The sequence below is a fragment of the Muricoccus roseus genome, assembly GCF_900141905.1.
Lineage (GTDB): Bacteria > Pseudomonadota > Alphaproteobacteria > Acetobacterales > Acetobacteraceae > Roseomonas > Roseomonas rosea.
Genome location: NZ_FQZF01000011.1, coordinates 102,320 through 122,949 on the forward strand (window position 1 = coordinate 102,320; position 20,630 = coordinate 122,949).

General features: G+C 71.9%; 19 protein-coding genes. 11 read left to right on the forward strand and 8 right to left on the reverse strand.

Features of this window, described 5'->3' with window-relative positions:
• Positions 1-10: 10 nt before the first annotated feature.
• From BUB97_RS11055 to BUB97_RS11065, 3 genes are read right to left on the reverse strand one after another with little or no spacing between them, the layout of a single operon-like run.
• Complete coding sequence (locus tag BUB97_RS11055) at positions 11-988, reverse strand: isopenicillin N synthase family dioxygenase (protein ID WP_073134698.1); 978 nt, start codon at positions 986-988, stop codon at positions 11-13.
• Between the two features lie 11 nt (positions 989-999).
• On the reverse strand, positions 1,000-1,764 hold the full coding sequence (locus tag BUB97_RS11060; protein WP_217659635.1) for an SDR family NAD(P)-dependent oxidoreductase: 765 nt from the start codon (positions 1,762-1,764) through the stop codon (positions 1,000-1,002).
• Positions 1,761-2,786: an ABC transporter substrate-binding protein gene (locus BUB97_RS11065; RefSeq protein WP_073134699.1), complete on the reverse strand. Its 1,026-nt coding sequence runs from the start codon at positions 2,784-2,786 to the stop codon at positions 1,761-1,763. The genes BUB97_RS11060 and BUB97_RS11065 overlap by 4 nt, the downstream gene beginning before the upstream one ends.
• A 290-nt stretch (positions 2,787-3,076) precedes the next feature.
• Between BUB97_RS11065 and BUB97_RS11070 the strand changes: the two genes are divergently transcribed.
• The 5 genes from BUB97_RS11070 to crcB all read left to right on the forward strand — a co-directional run bounded on the left by BUB97_RS11070 (position 3,077) and on the right by crcB (position 8,427).
• Positions 3,077-4,366 carry an amidohydrolase/deacetylase family metallohydrolase gene (locus BUB97_RS11070; RefSeq protein ID WP_073134700.1) on the forward strand — a complete coding sequence of 430 codons (1,290 nt, stop codon included), beginning with the start codon at positions 3,077-3,079 and terminating at the stop codon, positions 4,364-4,366.
• Entirely contained in the window at positions 4,363-6,702 is a 2,340-nt protein-coding gene (locus tag BUB97_RS11075) for a xanthine dehydrogenase family protein molybdopterin-binding subunit (RefSeq protein WP_073134701.1), read from the forward strand. The genes BUB97_RS11070 and BUB97_RS11075 overlap by 4 nt, the downstream gene beginning before the upstream one ends.
• A complete protein-coding gene (locus BUB97_RS27255) occupies positions 6,699-7,508 on the forward strand; it encodes an FAD binding domain-containing protein (protein ID WP_073134702.1) in 810 nt (269 codons plus the stop codon). Before BUB97_RS11075 ends, BUB97_RS27255 begins: the two co-directional genes overlap by 4 nt.
• Positions 7,505-7,981: a (2Fe-2S)-binding protein gene (locus BUB97_RS11085; protein WP_073134703.1), complete on the forward strand. Its 477-nt coding sequence runs from the start codon at positions 7,505-7,507 to the stop codon at positions 7,979-7,981. Before BUB97_RS27255 ends, BUB97_RS11085 begins: the two co-directional genes overlap by 4 nt.
• Positions 7,982-8,055: 74 nt before the next feature.
• Positions 8,056-8,427: a fluoride efflux transporter CrcB gene (gene crcB / locus BUB97_RS11090; RefSeq protein ID WP_073134704.1), complete on the forward strand. Its 372-nt coding sequence runs from the start codon at positions 8,056-8,058 to the stop codon at positions 8,425-8,427.
• Positions 8,428-8,434: 7 nt separating this feature from the next.
• Here the strand turns inward: crcB and BUB97_RS11095 are convergent, their stop codons facing one another.
• The 4 genes from BUB97_RS11095 to cydD form a co-directional block, all read right to left on the reverse strand.
• Positions 8,435-9,784 carry an aspartate aminotransferase family protein gene (locus BUB97_RS11095; RefSeq protein WP_408906131.1) on the reverse strand — a complete coding sequence of 450 codons (1,350 nt, stop codon included), beginning with the start codon at positions 9,782-9,784 and terminating at the stop codon, positions 8,435-8,437.
• 5 nt (positions 9,785-9,789) lie between these two features.
• The gene (locus BUB97_RS11100; protein ID WP_175562617.1) at positions 9,790-10,812 is read right to left on the reverse strand and encodes a phosphotransferase; all 1,023 of its coding nucleotides are present in this window, start codon (positions 10,810-10,812) and stop codon (positions 9,790-9,792) included.
• A gap of 222 nt (positions 10,813-11,034) precedes the next feature.
• The gene (locus BUB97_RS11105; RefSeq protein ID WP_073134705.1) at positions 11,035-12,663 is read right to left on the reverse strand and encodes an amino acid ABC transporter ATP-binding/permease protein; all 1,629 of its coding nucleotides are present in this window, start codon (positions 12,661-12,663) and stop codon (positions 11,035-11,037) included.
• A gap of 2 nt (positions 12,664-12,665) precedes the next feature.
• Positions 12,666-14,327 carry a thiol reductant ABC exporter subunit CydD gene (cydD, locus tag BUB97_RS11110; protein WP_073134706.1) on the reverse strand — a complete coding sequence of 554 codons (1,662 nt, stop codon included), beginning with the start codon at positions 14,325-14,327 and terminating at the stop codon, positions 12,666-12,668.
• Positions 14,328-14,464: 137 nt separating this feature from the next.
• On the opposite strand from cydD, the gene BUB97_RS11115 reads away from it, so the two are divergent.
• The 4 genes from BUB97_RS11115 to BUB97_RS11130 all read left to right on the forward strand — a co-directional run bounded on the left by BUB97_RS11115 (position 14,465) and on the right by BUB97_RS11130 (position 18,163).
• Complete coding sequence (locus BUB97_RS11115) at positions 14,465-16,033, forward strand: cytochrome ubiquinol oxidase subunit I (protein WP_073134707.1); 1,569 nt, start codon at positions 14,465-14,467, stop codon at positions 16,031-16,033.
• 14 nt (positions 16,034-16,047) lie between these two features.
• Positions 16,048-17,196 (forward strand): cytochrome d ubiquinol oxidase subunit II, encoded by a 1,149-nt coding sequence (gene cydB, locus BUB97_RS11120; protein WP_073134708.1) that lies wholly within the window; start codon positions 16,048-16,050, stop codon positions 17,194-17,196.
• 13 nt (positions 17,197-17,209) lie between these two features.
• Entirely contained in the window at positions 17,210-17,326 is a 117-nt protein-coding gene (cydX, locus tag BUB97_RS11125) for a cytochrome bd-I oxidase subunit CydX (protein ID WP_073134709.1), read from the forward strand.
• 249 nt (positions 17,327-17,575) lie between these two features.
• Positions 17,576-18,163: a Crp/Fnr family transcriptional regulator gene (locus BUB97_RS11130; RefSeq protein WP_245818276.1), complete on the forward strand. Its 588-nt coding sequence runs from the start codon at positions 17,576-17,578 to the stop codon at positions 18,161-18,163.
• A gap of 10 nt (positions 18,164-18,173) precedes the next feature.
• Here BUB97_RS11130 and BUB97_RS11135 read toward each other — a convergent pair whose 3' ends face one another.
• On the reverse strand, positions 18,174-18,719 hold the full coding sequence (locus BUB97_RS11135; RefSeq protein ID WP_073134711.1) for a hemerythrin domain-containing protein: 546 nt from the start codon (positions 18,717-18,719) through the stop codon (positions 18,174-18,176).
• Positions 18,720-18,896: 177 nt separating this feature from the next.
• Between BUB97_RS11135 and BUB97_RS11140 the strand changes: the two genes are divergently transcribed.
• Together BUB97_RS11140 and BUB97_RS11145 are read left to right on the forward strand one after the other, a co-directional pair.
• Positions 18,897-19,544: a DUF47 domain-containing protein gene (locus BUB97_RS11140; RefSeq protein WP_073134712.1), complete on the forward strand. Its 648-nt coding sequence runs from the start codon at positions 18,897-18,899 to the stop codon at positions 19,542-19,544.
• A 17-nt stretch (positions 19,545-19,561) separates the two neighbouring features.
• Positions 19,562-20,572, forward strand: coding sequence for an inorganic phosphate transporter (locus tag BUB97_RS11145; RefSeq protein ID WP_073134713.1), 1,011 nt, complete (start codon positions 19,562-19,564; stop codon positions 20,570-20,572).
• Positions 20,573-20,630 lie beyond the last annotated feature (58 nt).

Sequence of the window (20,630 nt, forward strand, 5' to 3'; positions counted from 1 at the left end):
TTGGATGGGGTCAGGCGGCAGCGACGCGTGTCTGGCGGTATTTCTCGTCCCGGTAGGCGCCGGAGAGCACGGGCGGGTACTTGGCCTGACCCGGCGGCGCGATGCATTCGATGGCGGCGTCGTAATTCGGATGATGGAAGAAGGCGATGGACAGGCGCCGACTGCGCGCCGCCGCGCTGTCCGGCGGGTTCACCACGCGATGCACGTTGGAAACCCAGCGGTCATTCGTCCAGCGCATCAGCAGATCGCCGATATTCACCACGAAGCTGCGCGGGTCCGTCTCCACATCCAGCCAGCGGCCATCGCGCGTCTGGGCCTGCAACCCACCCGGCACGTTCTCGCCGTTCAGGATGGTCAGCAGCCCGTAATCCGTATGGGCGCCGGCGCGGAGCTGGCCCGGCGCGGGCGGCGTGAGCTGCTCGGGGTAGTGGTTCAGCCGCATCGCCGTGATGTGGCGGTCGATCTTGTCGTCGAAGAAACGCTCGGGGATGCCGAGGCCGAGGGCGGCGAGCCGCATCATCTCGACCGTCAGCTTCTCCATCTCGGCATAGTAGGCGGCGGCGGCATCGGCGAAGCCCGGCGGTTGCTCCGGCCAGAGATTGGGTCGGAAATAGCGCAGCCCTTCCTCGCTGGTGTAGTACGGCTCGCCGGGCCAGGATTCCCGGCCGAAATGGTAGTATTCCTTCAGGTCCGGCGGCGTCTCGACCGCATTGCCATGCGACAGCGCCTCGACCCCGAGCGCGATGTAGCCACGCGGCGTGCCCTTCACCGGATGCACGGCGCGCAGCTTCTCCTGCAAGGGCAGGCCGAAGAACGCATTCCCCTTGTCACGCAGCCCATCCATCACCGCCGCCGGCACGCCATGGCCGGTGATGGTGAAGAAGCCGATCTCCCGGCAGATGCGGTCCATCTCCCGCCCCGTGCGCAGCCGCGCGGCGGCATCCCCGCCCAGGGCGGAGGACAGGTCGATCACCGGGATGTCGGACATGGGCTCCCCCCTCAATGGTAGTAGGCGCCGCCATCCACCACGAGCGTCTGCCCGGTGATGAAGGCGGAATCCGGACCCGCGAAGAAGCAGACCGCGCCGACGAGATCATCCGGCAGCATGTCCCGCCCCAGCACGCGATTGCGCAGCGAGGGCTCCTTCACCCCTGCGATGAGCGTGGGGTTCCGCAGCACGTTCTCGCTCAGCGTGAAGCCGGGGGCGACGCTGTTCACCAGCACGGCGTGCCGCCCCATCTCGGTGGCCAGCGCGCGGGTGAGGGACACCACGGCGCCCTTGCTGGCCACGTAATGCGCCATGTACGGATTGCCCTTGAAGGCCACGCCGGAGCTGATGTTCACCACGCGCCCGCCGCCGCGCCGCTGCATGGCCGGCAGCACGCCGCGGCAGCACAGGAAGGTGCCGATGACATTCACGTCGAGCACCCGCCGCCATTCCGCGACGTCCAGCTCCTCGAAGGGCTTCGGCGTCAGGCTGGCATAGATGCCGGCGTTGTTGACGAGGATGTCGAGCCCACCGAAGCGGCGCTCGGCCGCCTCCACCATGGTGGCGACCGCCGGCTCCGAGGTCACGTCACCCACCACGCCGTGCACGGCCAGCCCCTCTGCACGCAGGCGTTCCGCCGCCGCCTCCGCCCCCTCGAGGTCGCCGATCACCACCGAGGCGCCGCGCCGGACCAGGCCCTCCGCCAGGGCGAGGCCGATGCCGGCGGCCCCGCCCGTCACCAGCGCGACCCGGCCCTGCAGCGGCCCGGGGCTCACGGCATGCGGTCCGCCTGGGGCGGCAGGAAGTCGGTGGAGAAGAGCGTCTCCGCCGCCGGCGGATTTTCGATCCGGTTCACCTCGGCGTTGATGGCCACCAGGCGGCGCATCCGGTCCAGCTCCAGCGCGCCGAAGCCGGTGCGGCGCACATTCGGCGTCAGGATAGCGACGTCGCGGGTCATCGCGAAGCGCTCGCCCTCCAGCGCCGGATCGAACAGCGCCTCGCGCTTCCTCATCGCCGCCATGCCGGCCGCCGGGTCCGCCAGCGCGGCCTTCAGCCCCTGCAGCGTGGCCCGCACGAAGCCTCGCACGGCCTCAGGGTTCCGCTCCGCAAAGGCCGCGGAGGTGATGACGCCGTGGCCGTACAGATCCACGCCCGCCGCGGCATAGGGAAGCGAGACGATCTCCGAGGCCGGCACGCCCGCCGCCCGGAGCCCGAACACGGCGGATTGCTGCAGCCCGGTGATCGCCTCCACCTGCCCGGTCGCCAGCATGCTCTCGCGCAGGCTGGCGGTCATCGAGGTCCAGCGGATGCTCGCCGGATCGATCCCCGCCGCCCGGGCGAAAACCGGGAAGAGCACGCGGCTCGATTCCCCCTCCGGCGCGCCGAGGTTGCGCCCGGCAAGATCGGCGGCGGTGCGGATGCCCGTCCGCCTCAGCGTCACCACCGCGGCCGGGTTGCTGTCGAACACCATGGCCACGGCGATCACCCGCTGCTGCGGGTTCCGCGCGTTGAACTGCACCAGGGCGTTGATATCGGCGAAGCCGACGTCGTAGGCGCCGGTGGCGACCTTGGTGATGGTGTCGCCAGAGCCGTAGCCGCGGTCCTGCTGCACGCGCAGCCCGGCATCCCGGAAGAAGCCCCGTTCCTCGGCCAGCGCCCAGATCGCGTGATAGCCCTGCGGCGCCCAGTCCCAGGCGAAGCGCAGCGGCGTCTGCGCCTCCCCGCGGGAGGGTGCCATCACGGCGGCGGCGAGCAGCGGCGCCGCGGCCAGCCAACGGAGAAAACGAGAACGTTCCATGCGTCGGCGCCCCTTCGACGGTTGCGTCGGTCCGGGGCGGATGGGCCCCTGTGCGGGCTGTGACAGCAAGCCCCATGCCAGGGCCGGGGGCGGGTTCCGCGCAGAGCCCCGCACAAAGTTTAGGCGCCCCATCGCGGGATCGCCAAAAAAACGTGCCTGCACCCACCTATTTCCGCTGGCGCTGCACCCGCCATCCGCGCGATGCATCGGGGGAAGCCAATCAGCGCCCATGGCACGGGCCTTGCCACCATGGCGGGGCCCGGCGGGCGCCAGGTTCAGGGAAGGCCCTCATGGATTTCACGCAAACGGGACCCTACGACACCGTGCTGCGCGGCGGCCGCGTCATCGATCCGGCCCAGGGTCTCGACACCATCGCCGACATCGCGGTGCGGGACGGCCGCATCGCCGCCATCGGCCCGAACCTGCCGGGCCCGGCGCGGGATACTATCGACGTGGCCGGCAAGCTCGTCCTGCCCGGGATGATCGACACCCACGCCCATGTCTATCGCTACGTCACCGGCCGCTTCGGACTGGAGGCGGATATGGTGGGCGTGCATTCCGGCGTAACGACGCTGGTGGACCAGGGCGGCCCGTCCGTCCTCACCTTCCCCGGCTTCCGCGAGTTCGTGGTGAAGAAGGCCGCGAGCCGCGTCCTCGCCTTCCTCTCCGCCTATATGGTCGGCGGGCTGGAGGGGCATTACTACCCCGAGCTCTACCGCCCCGACTGCATCGCGGTGGAGGACACGATCCGCTGCGGGCGGGAGAATGCGGACCTGGTGCGCGGCATCAAGGGCCATGCCGAGATCGGCGGCTTCACCCGCTGGGGTGACGAGGCGATGCGCCGCGCCGCCATCGTCGCGCGGGAGCTGGACCGGCCGCTCTACATCCATTTCGGCCAGCTCTGGCCCTTGCCGGAGGACACGCCCTCCTACGACCCCGACGCCATCCTGCCGGAGATGCTGGAAATCATGCGCCCGGGCGACATCCTGGCGCATCCCTTCACCCGCCACCCCGGCGGCTTCGTGGACCGCCATGGCAAGCTGCACCCGGTGGTCCGGGAAGCCCTGGCGCGCGGCCTGAAGACCGATGTGGGCCACGGCTCCCACTTTTCCTTCAAGATGGCGCGGCTGGTGCTGGAGGCCGGTGTGCTGCCCGACACGCTCGGCGCCGACATGCACGGTTACAACACCACCGTCCCCAAGCCGCGCGGCACGCCGGACGAGCATCCGGACAAGGAGGAGATGCATCTCTTCGCCGGCAAGCAGAACTTCTCCCTCGCCTCGGCGATGACCAGCATGCTCGCCCTGGGCATGGACCTCACGCATGTCGTGCGCATGGTCACGATCAACCCGGCCGAGATGCTGCGGATGGCCGACGAGATCGGCACCCTCCGCGTGGGGCGCGAGGCTGACATCTCCGTGCTGTCCGACGAACGCGGCCGCTTCCTGCTGCAGGACAATGAGGGAACGAAGGTGGTGACCGAGCGCCTCCTCCAGCCCGTTCTCTGCCTGCGCGCGGGGCGGCGCTACGATGCCGATTCCATCGTGCTGCCCAAGCCTGTCCTGGCCGAAGCCGCGTGAGCCCTGAGGCGATCGGCGAAGGTGTCGGCGCGAGCCTCCGCCGCAAGGAGGATGCGCGCTTCCTCCTGGGGCGCGGCCGCTATGTCGGCGATATCCGCGCGGCAGGCATGCTGGAGGTCGCCTTCCTCCGCAGCCCCGTCGCCCATGCGCGGCTGCTCGGGGTGCAGAAGGCGGAGGGTGCGGAGAGCCGGGTCTTCACCGCGGCCGATCTCGCCGGGGTGGGGACGATCCGCGCGCCCTCCGCCCTTCCGGGCTTCCGCGTCTCGGAGCAGCCGGTGCTCGCCACGGGCAAGCTACGGCATGTGGGCGAGCCCATCGCCGCATGCCTCGCCCCCAGCCGCGCCGCGGCGGAGGACCTCGCCGCCGCCTGCATCCTGGATTACGAGGCTCTGCCGGTCGTCGCCGACATGCTCACCGCCCGCGCCCCCGGCGCGCCGCTGGTCCATGAGCACTGGCCCGACAACGCCTTCCTCGAAACCTTCCGCGACGAGGACCTGTCTGAGCTCGACTCCATCGCCGCGGCGAAGGTCACGCGCCGGCTCCGCACGGCCCGGCAATGCATGGTGCCCATGGAAGGTCGCGGCGTGCTGGCGGAATGGGACCCACGCCTCGAACAGCTGATCGTCACCACATCCACCCAGCAGCCCCATGTCATCCGCACCGGCCTGTCGGAGGTGCTGGGGCTGGACGAAGGGCAGATCCGCGTCGTCGCGCCCGATGTCGGCGGCGGCTTCGGCTACAAGGGCATCCTCTCGCCGGAGGAGGTGGTGTGCTGTCACCTCGCCATGCGCCTCGGCCGCCCCGTGCGCTGGATCGAGGACCGGCTGGAGCATCTCAGCGCGAATGCGAACTGCCGGGAACACCACTACACCGTCACCGCCTGGGCCGATGCCGGCGGCCGGCTCCTCGGGGTGGATGTGGATGCGACGGTCGATTCCGGCGCCTATTCCCTCTACCCCTTCAGCGCCTGCCTGGAATCGGCGCAGGTCGGCTCGATCTTCCCCGGCCCCTACACGCTGCCGCGCTTCCGCTGCCGCACCGTCTCGGCCTGCACGAACAAGCCGCCCATCCTCCCCTATCGCGGCGTGGCCCGCACGGGCGTGTGCTACGCGCTGGAAACCACGCTGGACGCGCTGGCGCGGCAGCTCGGCATCACGCCCGCCGCCATCCGCCTCGCCAATCTCGTCCCGCCCGAGGCGATGCCCTACCGCAACCTCGTCGGAAAAGTCTTCGACAGCGGCGACTATCCCCAAGCCCTGCGCCGAGCGCTGGCCGCCATCGATCACGACCGCATCGCGGCGCGTCGGGCAGCCGGGGAATGCATCGGCTTCGGCCTCGCCGTCTTCTGCGAACAGGGCGCGCACGGCACCTCGGTCTATCACGGCTGGGGCATCCCCTTCGTGCCGGGCTACGAGCAGGCGACCGCCCGCTTCACCCCGGATGGCGTGCTGGAAATCCGGACGGGGCTGCAAAGTCACGGCCAGGGCATGGAGACGACCTTCGCCCAGGTCGCGCATGAAGTCCTTGGCCTGCCCACCGCCCGCGTGCGCGTGGTGCATGGGGACACGGCCCTCACCCCCTATTCCACCGGCACCTGGGGCAGCCGCGCGGCCGTGATGGGCGGCGGCGCCGTGGCCGAGGCCTGCCGCCTGCTGGGCGAGCGCGCGCTCGCGATCGGCGCCTCCCTCCTCCAGGCTGAACCTGGCGCCGTTGAACTGTCCGGCGGCGCCGTGCGGCGGCGTGACGGCGGCGCCGCCGTCACGCTGGAGGAGATCGCCCGCACCTGGTACCGGCGCCCCCAGAACCTGCCGCGCGGCGTGGATACGGGCGGGCTGGAGGTCACCGGCGGCTACCGCCCGGACCCCGATACCGGCACCCACTCCTATGCCTGCCACGCCGTGACGCTGCGGATCGACACCGAGACGGGCGAGGTGGTGCTGGAGGACTACCTGATCGTCGAGGATGGCGGCGTGCTGCTGAACCCGATGATCGTGGACGGGCAGGTTCTCGGCGGCCTCGCCCAGGGCATCGGCACCGCCCTCTATGAGGAAATGCCCTTCGACGAGGCCGGCCAGCCCCTGGCCGGCACCCTGGCCGACTACCTCATCCCCGGCACGGCCGAGCTGCCGGAGGTCCGCATCGACCATATGGAGACGCCGAGCCCCTGGACGCGCTTCGGCCAGAAGGGACTGGGCGAGAGCGGCGCCATCGGCCCCCCGGCCGCCATCGTGAACGCCATCAACGACGCGCTGGCCCCCTTCGGGGCGGAGGTGCTGGACCTGCCCGCCAGCCCCGCCCGCGTGCTCGCCGCGTTGGAGGCGGCGCGCGCCCGATGAAGCCCGCCCCCTTCGCCTATGCCCGCCCGGCGGACTGGCCCGCCGCCCTCGCCCTGCTCGGCTCCGGTGCCCGGCCGGTCGCCGGGGGGCAGTCCATCGGCCCCATGCTGAACCTGCGCATGGCCCAGCCCGGCTTGGTGGCCGATCTGCGCCACCTGCCGGAATTCGGCGGCATCGCGGTGCAGGGCGGCACCTGCCGCATCGGCGCCGGCACCACCCATGCGGCCATCGAGGACGGCGCCGTCCCCGGGCGCCTGGGCGCCATCCTGGCCGGGGTGGCGCGGCGGATCGCCTACCGCCCCGTGCGCAACCGCGGCACGATCGGCGGCAGCCTGGCCCATGCGGACCCCGCGGCCGACTGGGTGGCGGTGCTGCCCGCCTTCCCCGGCCATGCCGTCGCCCTCGGCCCGGCGGGTGAGCGCCGCATTCCCCTGGCCGGCTTCGTCACCGGCATCTTCGAGACGGCGCTCCGCCCGGAGGAGGTGCTGCGCGCCATTGAGCTGCCGCTGCTGCCGCCGGAGACGCGCTGGGGGCACTGGAAGTTCTGCCGCAAGCCCGGCGAGTTCTCCAAGGCCACAGCCTGCCTCCTCGCCATCCCCGGCCAGGCGCCGCGCGCCGTCCTGGCCGCGCTGGACGGCCCGCCCCTGCCCATCCCCGACGCCACCGCCCTGCTCGCGGCGCCGGAGGCCGAGGCGGACCGCCTCCTCGCCACCCTTCCCGGCCTGGAGCCCTGGCGCGCCGCCCTCGCCCGCACGGCGCTTCGCCGCGCCGCCGGAATGGCCGCCGCCGGGATGCCCACCGCATGACCCGCCTGCCCATCCGCCTCACCGTCAATGGCGAGCCCGCCGAGGTCCTGGCGGAGCCGCGCACCCATCTGGCCGACCTGCTGCGCGGCGAGCTGCTGCTTACCGGCACCCATATCGGCTGCGAGCATGGCGTCTGCGGCGCCTGCACCGTGGAGTTGGACGGCGCCCCGGCGCGGTCCTGCATCACCCATGCCGGCGCCTGCGACGGCGCCACAATCCGCACCATCGAAGGCTTCGGAGAGGATGCCGTCATGGCCGCCCTGCGGGAGGCCTTCAGCGCCGAGCACGCCCTGCAATGCGGCTACTGCACGCCCGGCATGCTCGTCGCCGCCCGCGACATCGTGCTGCGCCTGCCCGGCGCCGATGAGGCGCGGGTGCGGGAGGAGCTTTCGGGCAATCTCTGCCGCTGCACGGGCTACCGGGGCATCGTCCGCGCCGTGATGCGCGTGCTGGAGGAACGGCGGGGCCGATAAGCCCCCGCGCCCCGCCGCCTTGCAGCGCCCTCCGCCCGCCCCGATGATCCGGCCCGGGCGGGCATGAGAGGACCATGAAGACCTATCTCTGGATCGCGCTCGGCGGCGCACTGGGCAGCGTCGCGCGGGCCTGGGGCTCCGTCCTGGCGATCCGCCTCGCCGGGATCGGCTTTCCCTGGGGCACCATCGCCATCAACGTGCTCGGCTCCTTCGTCATCGGTGCCTTCGCGGCGTTCAGCGCGCGCCACGGCGCCCATGCAGATCTGCGCGCCTTCGTCATGGTCGGGATCTGCGGCGGCTTCACCACCTTTTCCTCCTTCAGCCTGCAGACGCTGGAGCTGCTGCAGGCCGGGCGGACCGTCGCGGCGCTGGGGAATATCGGCCTTTCGGTGATCCTCTGCCTCGGCGCCGTCGCGGCGGGGCATGCGGTGGCGAGCGGGCCGTAAGCCGCGCTCAGGCCTCGCGCAGCACCGCGTCCAGCGTTTCCAGGAACAGCTCCGCCTGCTCACACGAAAGGCAGAGCGGCGGGCGGATCTTCAGGATGTTGGCGCCGGGGCCTGATGCGCTGATCAGCACACGGCGGTTGCGGAGGGCGTTGACCACCCGCGCCGTCTCGGCGGTGGCCGGCTCCTTCGTCGCCCGGTCGCTCACCAGCTCGCAGCCGATGGAAAGCCCCGCGCCGCGCACGTCGCCGATGATCGGGTGCCGCTCCGCCAGCGCGCGCAGCCCGGCGGCGAGATGCGCGCCGATCGCCGCCGCATTCTCCGCCAGCCCTTCCTCCCTCAGCACCTCCAGCACCGCCAGCCCCGCCGCCGCCGAGACCGGGTTGCCGCCGAAGGTGTTGAAATAGCGCACCGTGCCCCCGAAGCGCTCCAGCAGCTCCGGCCGGATCGCGAGACCGGCCACCGGGTGCCCGTTCCCCATGGGCTTGCCCATGGTCACGATGTCCGGCTCCACCCCATGGCGCTGGAAGCCCCACATCGCGCCGGTGCGCCCGAAGCCCGGCTGCACCTCATCCGCGATGAACAGCGCCCCCGCCGCGCGCGCCGCCTCCGCCGCCCCGGCGAGGAAACCGGCCGGGTCGGGAAACACGCCGTCCGAGGTGAACATGGTGTCGACCAGCAGCGCGCAGGGGCGGATGCCGTGGCGCGCGAGGCCGGCGAAGGCCGCCGCGATGTCGGCCGCGAAGCGCGCCGGCATCCCCGCCCCGCCCCGATAGGCATCGGGCGGCGCGACCGTCGCCACATGCCGCCCCAGCGGCACGCCCTCGCCCAGGGAAGGCGACAGCTCGGCCAGCGAGGCCGTCACGCCATGATAGGCCAGCGAGGTGACGACGATGCCCTCCCCGCCCGTATGCGCGCGCGCGATGCGGAGCGCGAGGTCGTTCGCCTCCGACCCCGTGCAGGTGAACATCACATGGCCGAGCGAGGCCGGAAACGTCGCCAGCAGCGCCTCGGCATAGTCCAGCACCGTCTCGTGCAGGTAGCGCGTATGGGTGTTCAGCAGCGAAGCCTGCCGCGCGATCGCCTCCACCACCCGCGGATGCGCATGGCCCATGGAGGCGACGTTGTTGTAGCAGTCGAGGTAGCGGTTGCCCTCGGCATCGAAGAGCCAGGCGCCCTCCCCGCGCACGGCATGCACGGGGTGCTCGTAGAACAGCCGGTAGGCCGGGCCGAGCAGCCGCTGCCGCCGCTCCACCATCGCCCTTTCCCGCGCGCTCAGCCCCGTGGCGCGGCTGGGATCGAAGGCGTTGATCATCGCCATGCCCCGCGGTGCTTCCTGGGGCGGGTTCGCGTCGGGCATGGCCGTCATCCTTCGATCGTGGCGGGGGCGAGCCGCGCGAGGCGCTCCAGCCCGTCGCGGGCCCGGGGCATGTTGCGCAGGATATAGACCGCGTTCTCCGGCTGCCGCCGCGCCCGCCAATGGGTGATCAGCACCGTCATCGCCATGCGCGTCGCGATCAGCGCCGGCAGCAGCGCCGCCTGCGGCTCCGGCAGGGGCAGCACCGAGCGGTAGCCCGCCAGGAAGGCCGCCGGGCCGGAGAGCGGGTTCTCCCCCGGCCCCAGCAGATAGGCGCAGGCCGTCGCCACCTCCTGCAGCCGGGAGGCGCGGACCATGTCCCCGAAATCGATGATCCCCGCCAGCCGCGCGGGCCTCTCCGCATCCACCAGCACGTTGTGCGGGTTCAGGTCGTTGTGGATTACCTGCATCGGAAGCGCGGCCAGCGGCCCCGCCGCCTCCCGCTCGAACCGGTCCAGCGCCGCCGCAGCCAGGGCGCGCAGCCCGGCATCCTCCACATCCCCCAGGAAGGCCCGCAGCGCCGGCGCCTCCCGGATGTCCCAGAGCAGGCGCCGCCTGTCCGCCGGGTGTGCGAAGCCCTCCAGCGCCCCGTCCAGCCGCGCCGTCAGCACGCCCAGCTCGCGCGCGGAGGCCAGTGCCTCCGTCATCACCCGCCCGGGCAGGAAGGTCAGCACGCGCAACAGGCAGAGCCGCCCATCCTGCGCGGCGAGCGGGGTGCCGGTCCCGCCATCCCGCGTGCGGATCATGCGCGGAACCGGCAGGTCCGGTCCCGTGGCCTCCAGATGCAGCAGCGCCGCGGTCTGGAACTCCGTGATCGCCGGATCCTCGTCCGGATGCGCGACCTTCACCAGCAGCGGCGCGGCACCGGGCCGGTCCAGCCGGAAGTTCCGGTCCCGCTCCCCGCCCAGGGAATGCAGCGCCCCCTCCAGCCCCCAATGCGCGGCGAGCGCCTGGCCCAGCGCGCCGGGGTCGATCACGGGCGGCGCGGCGAGGATCAGCGGATCGAGCAGCGGGTCGGTGCGCGTCGGCACGATGGGAACGACTCCCGGGCCAGGAAGGATGCCCAGCCGGTCTAGCCCATGCCGCCCGCCCGGGCCATTGCCGGCCCCATCGCACCGCATGAATGAAGGCCCGCTCCGCTACCTTCCGGCCGTAAAAGGCGCCCGCCCACCGGCCGCGCCGGTGAGATGCTGAAGGACGTGGCCTCTGCCATCAGCCAGGCGGCGGAGCTGGAAGCCGAATCGGGCCTGACCTCAAGCCGCCAGCGCCGCCACCCGCCGCTCGCCGCCCATCTCCAGCACCCGCCCGCACAGCGCCAGCGGCGCCGCGCGATGCGTCACGATCAGCGCGCCCTGCCCTGTCGCCGCCAGCCGCGCGCGCAGGCGCTCCAGCACGCGGATCTCGGTCGCGGCGTCCAGCCCTTCGGTCGGCTCGTCCAGCAGCAGCCAAGGTGCCGGGCGAAGCAGGGCGCGCGCCAGCACCAGCCGCCGCCGCTCCCCACCCGAGAGCCGCGCGCCGTTCTCGCCCAGCCAGGCATCCAGCCCGCCAGGCAGCGCCAGAACCCGCGCATCCAGCGCGGCGTCGCGCAGGGCGTCCCACAGTTCGGCCTCCGTGGCGTCCGGGCTCGCCAGCAGCAGGTTCTCCCGCACGGTGCCGGCCAGCAGGGCGGCGTCCTGCGCCGCATGGGCGAAGCAGCGGCGGGCGGCTTCCGGCGGCAGGGCCGCGATGTCGGCGCCGCCCAGGCTGATCCGGCCGGGCTCCACCGGGCGCAGGGCGAGAAGGGTTTCCAGCAAGGTGGTCTTGCCGCAGCCCGAGGGGCCGGTGATGGCGGCCACCATGCCGGGCCGCAGCAGGGCATCCGGCTCCGCCAGGCGGATCACCGGCGCATCGGCCAGGGCGGGGCGCGCGGGGCGGGGCGGCTCCGCCATGCCGAGTATCGCATCCAGCCGCGCCTCGGCCTCCCGCAGCGTGCCGCGGCGCTCCAGCCCGCGGGCGAAGCCGGCCACGCCATCCACCATCATCGCGGCGCCCAGCGCGGCCATGGCGGCGATCGGCAGGGATTGCTCCGCCGAAAGGGCCATGGCCCCCATGGCGGCCAGGCCCGTGGCCACGCCCTGGGCCAGCTCGAACCAGCCCGCGCCGCCCGTCACCCGGCGCTGCGCCTCGGCCAGCTCGGCACTGCGGGCACCGATCCGCTCCGCCGCCCAGCCCTCCAGCCCATAGGCGCGCAATTCGGAAGCGGCGCCGGCCAGGGTGGCGAAATCCTCCTTCAGCCGCCCGGCGGCGCGCTGCGCCTCCCGCCCCGGCGCCTGGAGCAGGGTGGCGAGCCGGTCCGCCACGAGGAGATAGGTCCCCGTCACGGCCAGCGCGGCCAGGGCGGGCATCGGCCCGGCGAGAAGCAGCAGCGCGGTGCCCGTGGCGATGGAGGCCATCATGCCCCAGGCCCCGGAAAGCCGCACGAAGCGCGCCTCCACCGCGTTCACGTCCTGCACCAGACGCGCCGAGGCCTCGCCGGTGGAGAGAGCCATGGCGGTCGCGGGAGGGGCGGCTGCCAGCCCGGCGAACAGGGCCGGGCGGATCCGGGCCAGGGCCCGCAGCGCGGCGTCATGGCCGGCCAGCCGCTCGGCATAGCGGCTGCCGGTCCGCAGGATGGTCAGCAGCCGGATTCCGGCGCTGGGCAGCATGTAGTTGAAGCCCTGGGCCGAGGCCGCGCCCGCGGCCCCCGCCAGCGCCGCCCCGGTGATGAACCAGCCGGAAAGGCCCAGCAGCGCCACGGAGGCGGCGGTGACCACCGCGGCAGCTATCCCGGCGATCAGCAGCCGACCGCGCTGGCGCGCCCGCTCGGCGGCGACGAGGTCCTTCAGGCGCCCCGGATTCGACATGGTCAGGCGAGCCTCACGATCCGGTCGGCCCTGGCGGCCAGGCGCGGGGAATGGGTGGCGATCAGGGTGGTGCGGCCACGCGCGCCGTCGAGGATGACCGGGATCATCGCGGCCTCTGCTTCCGCATCCAGATGCGCGGTGGGCTCGTCCAGCAGCAGGATGGGCGCATCCTTCAGCAGGGCGCGCGCCAGGGCGATGCGCCGGCGCTCGCCGCCGGAAAGCCCGCCGCCGCGCTCGTCCAGCACGGAATCCAGCCCCTCCGGCCGCTCCCGCAGCATCCGCCCCAGCCCCGCGCGCTCCGCGGCCTCCGCGATCTCATGCGCCGGCGCATCCTGGCGGGAGAGGGCGACATTGGCCGCGATGCTGCCGGGGACGATGAGCGGCGCCTGGCCCATCCAGGCGATGGAGGGCGCGAAGGACCCGGCCTCGGACAGGAGAAGCCCGTCCACCAGCACCTCGCCCCCTGTCAGTGGCGCGAGGCCGAGCAGGAGGTTCAGCAGCGTGGTCTTGCCCGAGCCGCTGGGGCCGAGCAGCGCCACCACCTCGCCCGGCCCGATCTCGAGCCCGAAGTTATCGACCGCCGCGCGGTCCTCGCCGGGATAGCGGATGGTCACGCCCCGGAAGCGGATGGCGGGCGCGCGGGGGATCGGCCTGGCCAGGGCGGCGGGGCTACGCGCCAGGGCCTCGAGCGCCTCCAGCCGGTCGGCGGCGGTCTCGGCCGCCTGCTTGTCGTGATAGGCGGCGGCGAGGCGCCGCATGGGCGCGTAGAATTCGGGTGCGAGGGCCAGCACGAAGAAGGCCGGGCCGAGGGTCAGGCTTTCCGGCACGGGGAAGGGCAGCAGCCCCAGCAGGTTGAAGCCCGCATAGACCGCGACCAGCGCGACGGAGAGAGCGGCGAAGAATTCCAGCGCGCCGGAGGAGAGAAAGGCGAGGCGCAGCACCCCCATGGTGCGCCCCCGCAGTTCCTCCGCCGCACCCGAGAGGCGCCGAGTCTCGGCGGCCTCGGCCTGGAAGGCCAGCACGGCCGGAAGGCTCCGCACCCGGTCCGCGAACAGGGCGGAGAGGCGCGAAAGGGCCTCGAATTGCCGCCGCGCCTGGTCCGCCGCGGCGCCGCCAGCAAGCGCCATGGCGAGGATGAAGGGAACCAGCGTCGCCGCCAGGATGCCCGCGCTGAGGGGGCTGGCGACGGCCGTCGCGCCCAGGACGAGGAAGGGGACGAGGCCCGCCGCGCGGCGGGCCGGCAGGAACCGGGCGACATAGCCGTCCAGCGCCTCCACCTCATCCACCGCCGAGGCCATGAGGCTGCCCACCGGCGGCCTTTCCCCGGCTGGGATGGCCAGGCTGGCCACGGTGATCCGGCGGCGCAGGGCGGTCTTCACCCGCCGCGCCGCCTCGGCCCCCGCCCGGGCGGAGAGCGTGGCGCAGGCCCCGCGACCGGCGGCCGAGACCACGCCCAACGCCAGCCAGGGCCAGGCGGCCGCCATCCCGCCCTCCAGCGCACCCAGCCCGCCCGCCAGGGCACCGGCGAAGCCGATGGCCGCAACCCCGTCCAGCAGCAGCAGCCCGGTGGCCAGGCCGTTCCAGCGGCCACCCGCCCTGGCGGCCTCCTTCAGCCAAGCCTGACGGCGGGCGTTGCGTTGCTTGTCCGGGGCGGGCTGCGACATGCCTTCCCTCTCGCCCATCAGGGGAGGCGCTACCTTGATCCATGTCAGGGCAGGCGAGGCGCCCCGGGCGCCTATTGCCGCCACCCGAGAGCGGACCGCCCGCATGCGCGCGGCCGCCAGTTGGGCGGAGCAAACCTATGGATCCCGGCGTCGTAGACCTGTCGCGGCTGCAATTCGCGCTGACCGCGCTCTACCACTTCCTCTTCGTGCCGCTGACCCTCGGCCTCTCCTTCATGCTCGTCATCATGGAGAGCGTCTATGTCATGACCGGCCGCCCGATCTGGCGCACGGTCACGCAGTTCTGGGGCACCATCTTCGGCATCAACTTCGTGCTCGGCGTCGCCACCGGGCTCACCATGGAATTCCAGTTCGGCACGAACTGGTCCTACTTCTCCCATTATGTGGGCGACATCTTCGGCGCGCCGCTGGCGATCGAGGGCCTGATGGCCTTCTTCCTGGAGGCGACCTTCGTCGGGCTGATGTTCTTCGGCTGGGAGCGGCTGTCGAAGCTCGGCCATCTCTTCGCGACCTTCATGGTGGCGCTGGGCACCAACTTCTCCGCGCTCTGGATCCTCATCGCCAATGGCTGGATGCAGAACCCGGTGGGCGCCGCCTTCAACCCGGAGACGATGCGCATGGAGGTGACGGACTTCGGCGCCGTGCTGTTCAACCCCATCGCGCAGGCGAAGTTCGTCCACACCGTCTCGGCCGGCTATGTCATCGCCGCCGTGCTCGTGCTCGGCGTCTCGGCGCTCTACCTGCTGCGCGGGCACTGGGTCGGATTCGCGCGGCGCTCGATGACGGTGGCCGCCGCCTTTGGCCTGGCCTCCTCGCTCTCCGTCGTCGTGCTGGGTGACGAATCCGGCTACGCGCTGACCGACAACCAGCGCATGAAGCTGGCCGCCATCGAGGCCGCCTGGCACACCGAACCCGCGCCGGCCGGGCTGACCCTCTTCGGCCTGCCCAACAGCACCACACGCCACACCGACTATGCCGTGAACATCCCCTGGGTGCTCGGCGTCATCGCGACCCGCAGCCTGGACAAGCAGGTGACGGGCATGAGCGAGCTGGTGCTGCTGGCGCAGGAGCGGATCGAATCCGGCCGCCTCGCCTTCGGCGCGGTGGAGGCTCTCAAGGCCAACCCGAGTGACGCCGCGGCGCGGGAGGTCTTCGCCCGCCATGGCCGCGACCTCGGCTACGGCCTCCTCCTCACCCGCTATGTCGCGGACCCGCGCGAGGCGACGGCGGAGCAGATCCGGCAGGCCGCCTGGGACACCGTGCCCAACGTGCCGCTGATGTTCTGGAGCTTCCGCATCATGGCCTTCATCGGCTTTGCCATGATCGCGCTCTTCGCCACCGCCTTTCTGCTCTGCAGCCTGCGGAAGTTCGACCAGCGCTGGTTCCTGCGCCTGGCCGTGCTCGCCATCCCGCTGCCCTGGATCGCGGCGGAGCTGGGCTGGGTGCTGGCCGAGCTGGGCCGACAGCCCTGGGCGATCGAGGGCGTGCTGCCGACCTTCCTCGGCGTCTCCTCCCTCAGCCGGGCGGAACTGTGGATGACGCTGGCCGGCTTCACCCTCGTCTATGGCGTGCTCGCCGTGATCGAGGTCGGGCTCATCATCCGCACGGTGAAGAAGGGACCCTTCGCCGGGCATGAGGACCCGAACCCCGCCCCCGGCTCGCTGCCCGCCACCCCCATGGTCGCCTGAAGGAGGGGACCGTCATGGATCTCGCATTCGACTACGCCGCGCTGCGGCTGATCTGGTGGGGCCTGATGGGCGTCCTGCTCATCGGCTTCGCCCTCACCGATGGGTGGGACCTCGGCGCCGCCGCCCTGCTGCCCTTCGTCGCCAAGACCGATGTGGAGCGGCGGATGGTCATCAACGCCGTCGGCCAAACCTGGGAGGGCAACCAAGTGTGGTTCATCCTGGGCGGCGGCGCCATCTTCGCCGCCTGGCCCTTCGTCTATGCCGTCAGCTTCTCCGGCTTCTATCTCGCCATGTTCGCGGTGCTGGCGGCGCTGATCCTGCGGCCGGTGGGCTTCAAGTACCGCTCCAAGAGGCCCGACCCTGCCTGGCGCGCACGCTGGGACTGGGCGCTCTTCATCGGCGGCTTCGTCCCCAGCCTCGTCTTCGGCGTCGCCGTGGGCAACGTGCTGCAAGGCGTGCCCTTCCGGCTGGATGGCAACCTGCGCGCCTTCTACGAGGGCAGCTTCTTCGGCCTGTTCACGCCCTTCACCCTGCTCTGCGGCTTGCTCTCGGTGGCGATGATCGTGCTGCATGGCGCGGCCTATCTCTCCATCCGGATCGAGCGCGGGCCGGTGCATGACCGGGCCCGGCGGTTCGGGACGGTGGCGGCCCTGCTCTCGCTGGCCCTCTTCGCCGCGGGCTGGGCCTTCGTGGCCTGGGGCGATCTCGGCTTCCGCATCACCAGCGCGGTGGACCCGGTGGGCCCCTCCAACCCCCTCCGCACCACCTCGGTGCGGGAGACCGGCGCCTGGCTGGCCAACTACGCCGCCCATCCCTGGATGATGATCGCCCCCGCCCTGGGCTTCCTCGGCGCCGCGCTCGCGCTGCTCGGCATCCGGGCGAAGTGGGAGGTGCCGGCCTTCGCGGGCTCCTCGCTTTCCGCGCTCGGGATCATCGCCACGGTCGGGCTGAGCATGTTCCCCTACATCCTGCCCAGCTCGATTGACCCCACCTCCAGCCTCACCGTCTGGAACGCCTCCTCCTCGCAGAGGACGCTGTTCATCATGGTGGTGGTCACCGTGATCTTCCTCCCCCTCGTCCTCGCCTACACCGCCTGGGTCTTCCGGGTGCTGTGGGGCCGGGTGACGACGGAGGAGGTCGGCCGCAACCCCCACTTCTACTGAGAGGGAACCCGCCATGTGGTACTTCGCCTGGGTCCTCGGCCTCGGCCTCGCCGTCACCTTCGGCGTGCTGAACGGCATCTGGCACGAATTCCACCTGCCGCTGGACGACCGGGACCACCCCGCGGCCTGAGCCGCGCCGGGAAGGCATGAGGGGGTGGCCGAAAGGCCACCCCTTCCGCGGCATTCCGCCGACGCGACCCGCCTACCCGCATATTCCAGTCCAAAACGGACCAGTCGCTCCCTATAATCACGAAATCGTCAGGAGGGCCGCACCATCAGCACCGTCTGTTCCGATTGCGCGGTCCGCGACCAATCGCTCTGCGGCAGCCTGAGCGACGAGGAACTGACCGCCCTCAACCGAATCGGCCGCCAGCGCCGCCTGGCCCGGGGCGAGACCCTCGTCTGGGCGGGGGAGGAGGCGGTTCTCTGCGCCAACCTCCTCTCCGGCGTGCTCAAGCTCAGCGCCGCCACGGCGGATGGGCGGGAGCAGATCGTCGGCCTGCTCTACCCCGCCGATTTCGTCGGACGCCCCTTCGCGGAGGAGGCGGAGCACAGCGTCACCGCCCTGACCGATGTCGAGCTCTGCGTCTTCCCCCGCAAGCCCTTCGAGGCGGCGCTGGAGAACCATGTGCGGATGGAGCGGCTGCTGCTCCGCCGCACCCTGGCCGCGCTGGACGAGGCGCGGGCGCGCATGCTCATGCTCGGCCGCAAGACCGCCGAGGAGAAGGTGGCCAGCTTCCTTCTGGACATGGCGCATCATCTCGGCGGCCCACGCCAGCCGGGGGAGACGAGCTTCGACCTGCCCCTCACCCGGGCGCAGATCGCCGATGTGCTGGGCCTGACCATCGAGACGGTCAGCCGCCAGATGACGAAGCTGAAGCGCGATGGGCTGATCGGCCTGCCCTCGGGGCGCGTGGTCACCATCCGCGACCGCCGGGCCCTGCAGGAGCGTGCGGAGGCGGCCTGAGCCGCGTTCCTCAGTTCAGCGCCGGCCCGGTCCGCAGGCAGGCGGAGAGCAGGGCATCCGTGCCGGGGGAGAGCCGCCGCCCGCAGAGGTTGAGGAGGGTCAGCTCCTCGAAGGCCATGGCGCGGCGGCAGCCATCGAAGAAGCAGCGGAGCATGTAGCCCAGCGCCTCCGGGTCCTCGCCAGGGCCGGCCGCCTCCAGAGCGGCGCCGAGGTCCTGAGCGTGCACCGCATCCATGATGTGCTGCCCTCGGATCCGTTCCACCAGCGAACGCTCCACCGCCGAGGCGCCCTCCGGCGGCAGAAGGGATTCCAGCAGGTCATCCTCCCGCGCCTGATGCGGCGTGATCAGCGTGGTGAGATGGCGGGCCAGCTGCTGGCGTTCCCCATGGGGCGGCAGCCGGGGCAGGCCGTCGGCGATGGCCTCCAGCCGGTCGCACAGGGCGCGCAGCACCACATGCTCGGCCACCAGCGCCTGGATCCGCCTCTCCGTCTGGTCGCGCCAGGAGTCGCAGAAGCGCTTCCTGGCCACCCCGCCGTCCAATCGATCGACCACCATCCGGCCTCCTTCGCCGCATGGGTTTGGGCCAGGCCGGGCCTTTCTGCTTTGACCTCGATCAACGGCCGCCGATGAGGCGGCCCGGCCCGGAGACAGGCCTCCCTGAGGCGAATGTGACATCGACGTGACAGCGGTTCTGGGCTAGGGGCAGCGCCGTCCGCCCCCCGGAGCCGTGCGATGGTCCTGAAGCTCTTCCGTTTCCTCATGCCGCGGGACGACATCTTCGTGGCCGCCTTCTCGGCCCAGGCGGCGAAGACGGTGGAGGCCGCGCAGGTCTTCCGCGCCATGCTGGCCGAACCCGCGAACGCCCCCGCCCATCACGCCCAGCTCAGCCGCATCGAGCGCGAGGCGGATGACATCAACCGCGCCACCATCCGCTCCATCCACCGCGTCTTCGTCACGCCCTTCGACCGCTCGGATATCCTGGCCCTGACCGATGCGCTGGATGACGTGATCGACCGCATGAAGGATGCCGGCCGCCGCATGCTGCTCTACAAGGTGCCGGTCACGCCGCAGATGCTGGAGATGGCGGACTGCATCCTGCGCGCCTGCGAGCGGCTGCGGGACGGGATGCCGCTGCTGGGCGACATCTCGGGCAACGCCAAGGGCATCGCCGCCATGTGCGAGGCGGTGGATTCCATCGAGAGCGAGGCCGACCGCGCGCTGCAATCCGGCATGGACGAGCTGTTCGGCGGCGCGGTGGACGGCCCCTCCCCCGGCCACAAGCTGATGGTGCAGATGGTCTATGACGGCATCGAGGCCGTGGCGGACCGCTGCGAGGATGTGACGGACCTCATCCAGGCCGTCATGATCGAACAGGTCTGAGCCGCGGGGCACGCCGCATGACCGCCATGACCATCGGGATGCCGCTGCTCGTCAGCCTCATCCTCATCGCCCTGTTCTTCGATTTCCTGAACGGCCTGCACGACGCGGCCAATTCCATCGCCACCGTCGTCTCCACCCGCGTGCTCTCGCCGCGCGTCGCCGTGGTCTGGGCGGCCTTCTTCAACTTCATCGCCTTCCTGTTCTTCGGCCTGCATGTGGCCAACACCATCGGCAAGGGAATCATCTCGGCCGAGGTGGTCGATCCGCTGGTGGTCGGCGGCGCTCTGTTGGGCGCCATCGCCTGGAACGTCGCCACCTGGATCTGGGGCATCCCCTCCAGCTCCAGCCACGCCCTCGTCGGCGGGCTGATCGGGGCGGGCATCGCCAAGGCGGGGTTCTGGGCCGTGCTCTGGGGCGGGGTGGGCACCATCGCCTCCTTCATCGTCATCTCCCCCCTCGTCGGCTTCCTCCTCGCCCTCCTCCTCGTGCTCATCACCAGCTGGCTCTCGCGCCGGTCCACCCCCTTCGCGGTGGACCGGCGCTTCCGCGTGCTCCAGCTCCTGTCCTCCTCCCTCTTCAGCCTCGGCCATGGCGGCAACGACGCGCAGAAGACCATGGGGATCATCGCCATCCTGCTCTATTCGCAGGGGCTGCTGGGGCCCGAGTTCCACGTGCCCTTCTGGATCGTCATCTCCTGCCACGCGGCCATGGGGCTCGGCACGCTGATGGGCGGCTGGCGCATCGTGCGCACCATGGGCTCCCGCATCACCGATCTCCGGCCCATGCAGGGCTTCTGCGCGGAAACCGGCGGCGCGCTGTCCCTCTTCGGCGCCACTTGGCTCGGCATCCCCGTCTCCACCACCCACACCGTCACGGGCGCGATCGTGGGCGTGGGCGCCTCCCGCCGCGCCTCGGCGGTGCGCTGGGGGGTCGCGCGGCGGATCGTCTGGGCCTGGGTGGTCACCCTGCCCGCCGCCGCGGCGGTTGGGGCCCTCTGCTATTGGCTGGCGGCCGCGCTGCTGGGCTGAGAAGGGCACCGAAAAGCCCCTTCCCCCCGGCCCGCCCGGCGCCGACACTCCCGGCGCC

Bases quoted from the DNA above. Each gene is read 5' to 3' on its own strand.
- cydD (WP_073134706.1), bottom strand. From the start codon at position 14,327: ATGTCGCAGCCCGCCCCGGACAAGCAACGCAACGCCCGCCGTCAGGCT.
- BUB97_RS11065 (WP_073134699.1), bottom strand. From the start codon at position 2,786: ATGGAACGTTCTCGTTTTCTCCGTTGGCTGGCCGCGGCGCCGCTGCTC.
- BUB97_RS11070 (WP_073134700.1), top strand. From the start codon at position 3,077: ATGGATTTCACGCAAACGGGACCCTACGACACCGTGCTGCGCGGCGGC.
- cydX (WP_073134709.1), top strand. From the start codon at position 17,210: ATGTGGTACTTCGCCTGGGTCCTCGGCCTCGGCCTCGCCGTCACCTTC.
- BUB97_RS11140 (WP_073134712.1), top strand. From the start codon at position 18,897: ATGGTCCTGAAGCTCTTCCGTTTCCTCATGCCGCGGGACGACATCTTC.
- BUB97_RS11135 (WP_073134711.1), bottom strand. From the start codon at position 18,719: ATGGTGGTCGATCGATTGGACGGCGGGGTGGCCAGGAAGCGCTTCTGC.
- cydB (WP_073134708.1), top strand. From the start codon at position 16,048: ATGGATCTCGCATTCGACTACGCCGCGCTGCGGCTGATCTGGTGGGGC.
- BUB97_RS11055 (WP_073134698.1), bottom strand. From the start codon at position 988: ATGTCCGACATCCCGGTGATCGACCTGTCCTCCGCCCTGGGCGGGGAT.
- BUB97_RS11115 (WP_073134707.1), top strand. From the start codon at position 14,465: ATGGATCCCGGCGTCGTAGACCTGTCGCGGCTGCAATTCGCGCTGACC.
- BUB97_RS11145 (WP_073134713.1), top strand. From the start codon at position 19,562: ATGACCGCCATGACCATCGGGATGCCGCTGCTCGTCAGCCTCATCCTC.
- BUB97_RS11085 (WP_073134703.1), top strand. From the start codon at position 7,505: ATGACCCGCCTGCCCATCCGCCTCACCGTCAATGGCGAGCCCGCCGAG.
- BUB97_RS11095 (WP_408906131.1), bottom strand. From the start codon at position 9,784: ATGCCCGACGCGAACCCGCCCCAGGAAGCACCGCGGGGCATGGCGATG.
- BUB97_RS27255 (WP_073134702.1), top strand. From the start codon at position 6,699: ATGAAGCCCGCCCCCTTCGCCTATGCCCGCCCGGCGGACTGGCCCGCC.
- crcB (WP_073134704.1), top strand. From the start codon at position 8,056: ATGAAGACCTATCTCTGGATCGCGCTCGGCGGCGCACTGGGCAGCGTC.
- BUB97_RS11105 (WP_073134705.1), bottom strand. From the start codon at position 12,663: ATGTCGAATCCGGGGCGCCTGAAGGACCTCGTCGCCGCCGAGCGGGCG.